The sequence below is a fragment of the Kitasatospora sp. MY 5-36 genome (assembly GCF_001182915.1).
GTDB lineage: Bacteria > Actinomycetota > Actinomycetes > Streptomycetales > Streptomycetaceae > Kitasatospora.
Window position 1 is genome coordinate 1 of record NZ_LFVW01001058.1, and the last position, 2159, is coordinate 2159.

Sequence of the window (2159 nt, forward strand, 5' to 3'; positions counted from 1 at the left end):
CGGTGAACGTCGCCCTGGCGCCCGCCGGGCACGCGGGCCGGACGTACGAGCTGGTGGGGGAACGGGCGGTGGGCGGCGCGGAGGTGGCCGAGGCCCTCGGCGCCGCGTACCGGCCGGGACGGCTGACGGACGCCCGGGCGGCGGTGGCGGCCTCGGACGCGCGGGACTTCCAGGTGCCGATGGTGGTGGGCACCTACTCGGCGATCGCCCACGGCTTCCTCGCCGGCCCGGGCGGGCCGGGCGACCTCGCGGCCCTGCTCGGCCGCGCGCCCCGCCCGGCCCTGGAGGTCATCGCCGAGGGGCGGTGACCTCCGGGTCACATGCCGCCGCCCAGGGTGACCCCGCCGTCCACGACCAGGGTCTGGCCGGTGATCCAGCCGGCGTCGGGGGAGAGCAGGAAGGCGACGGCGCCGGCGATGTCCTCGGGGACGCCGAGGCGGCCGAGCGGGTAGGCCTTGGCGACCTTCTCCTCGCGGCCCTCGTACAGGGCCTCGGCGAACCTGGTCTTGACCACGGCGGGGGCGACGGCGTTGACCCGGATGCCCTGGGGGCCCAGCTCGGCGGCGAGTTCGGTGGTGAGCCGGATCAGCGCGGCCTTGCTGACGCCGTACATGCCGATCCCGAGCGAGGAGCGGATGCCCGCGATGGAGGCGACGTTGACGACCGAGCCGCCGTGCTCGCCCAGCCACGCGGCGTGCGCGCGGCGGGTCCAGGCCAGCGGGGCCAGCACGTTGACGGCGAGGATCTTGGCGGCGGCGGCCTCGTCGGTGTCGAGGACCGGCCCGTAGACCGGGTTGATGCCGGTGTTGTTGACCAGGTGGTCCAGCCGGCCGAAGGCCTCCAGGGTGCGGGCGACCGTCTCCTCCTGGTGCGCCGGGTCGTCGGCCTTGCCCGCGACGGCGATCGCGTTCTCCGGGCCGCCCAGGTCGCGGACGGCCTCGGCCAGCGGCTCCGGGTTGCGGGCGGTGAGGCAGACCCTGGCCCCGCGGTCGACCAGCTCGCGGGCGATGCCGAGGCCGATGCCCCGGCTCGATCCGGTGACGACGGCCACCCGGCCCTTGAAGGAGTGCACCACGGAGCGTCCTGCCTTTCGTGCGGGGGATCCCTGCTGTCAGCTGACTAAGCGCTTGCTCAGCATGCTGTCGGTGCGGGAGGCTGTCAACAGTCCGCCGACCGCTTGCCCGTCGCACGCCGGCCCGGGTCGGGGGTCGGGCCGAGGGGTGGCCGGCGCGAAAGCCTGTACGAGTTTCTCTGGGAGGATGACGCCATGACCAGCACCCCGCTCGCCGACCTCTGGCCGACCCTGCCCGGCGCCGACGCCCGCCCCGAAGCGGCGTACCGGCTGCTCCAGGCCGCCGTCGAGTCGTTCGCGGAGCGCGGCTTCCACGCCACCACCACCCGGGACATCGCCACGGCGGCGGGGATGAGTCCGGCCGCGCTGTACATCCACTACCAGTCGAAGGCCGCGCTGCTGGCCGAGATCAGCCGGGCCGGGCACGCGGCCACGCTGACCCTGGTCCGGGGCGCGGTGGCCGGCGGGGGCGGACCGGCCGAGCGGATGCGGGAGCTGGTCGAGCAGTTCACCGCCTGGCACGCCCGGGCCCGGACGGTCGGCCGGGTGGTCAACTACGAGCTGCACGCGCTGCCCGAGGACGCCTACGCGGTGGTCGCGGCGCTGCGGCTGGACATCGAGCGCGAGGTCAGCGCGCTGATCGAGGCGGGCGTGGCGGCGGGGGAGTTCCAGGTGGCGGAGGTGCGGACGGCGGCCCGCGCGGTCACCTCGCTGGGCATCGACGTCTCCCGCTGGTACACCGACAACTCCTCCGAGGCGCCGGAGGAGCTCGGGCGCCGCTACGGGGAGCTGGTCCTGCGGATGCTCGGCGCCCGGGTCTGAGTCGGCGCCCCGTGCCGCCCGTGCCGCCCGTGCCGCTCCGGGCCCCTTGACCTGCTGCGACGAGGCGAGCAGACTCGTATACGCAGTACGTGTCCCTCGTACGTGTGCCTCGTAGACGTACGGCGCCGACGACGTTCGGCGCCACCCGGCCCCGAGAGACGGCCCCCCGCGCGGCCCCGCGCCGCGCCCCCAGCAGCACCCTCCCGCGGCGGCCACGCCCCCGACCGGCGGCGCCGACGGGAGCAGACCCCGACCCGGGCCGGTC

Annotated in this window: 2 protein-coding genes and 1 pseudogene; 2 read left to right on the forward strand and 1 reads right to left on the reverse strand. The window is 75.9% G+C overall.

Features of this window, described 5'->3' with window-relative positions:
- Positions 1-308, forward strand: a pseudogene (locus AE652_RS40040) (NmrA family transcriptional regulator); the annotation flags it as partial.
- A gap of 8 nt (positions 309-316) precedes the next feature.
- Here AE652_RS40040 and AE652_RS40045 read toward each other — a convergent pair.
- Entirely contained in the window at positions 317-1075 is a 759-nt protein-coding gene (locus tag AE652_RS40045; protein ID WP_049660627.1) for an SDR family oxidoreductase, read from the reverse strand.
- 192 nt (positions 1076-1267) lie between these two features.
- Here AE652_RS40045 and AE652_RS40050 point away from each other — a divergent pair, with 192 nt between their 5' ends.
- Positions 1268-1894, forward strand: coding sequence for a TetR/AcrR family transcriptional regulator (locus AE652_RS40050; RefSeq protein ID WP_049660629.1), 627 nt, complete (start codon positions 1268-1270; stop codon positions 1892-1894).
- Positions 1895-2159 lie beyond the last annotated feature (265 nt).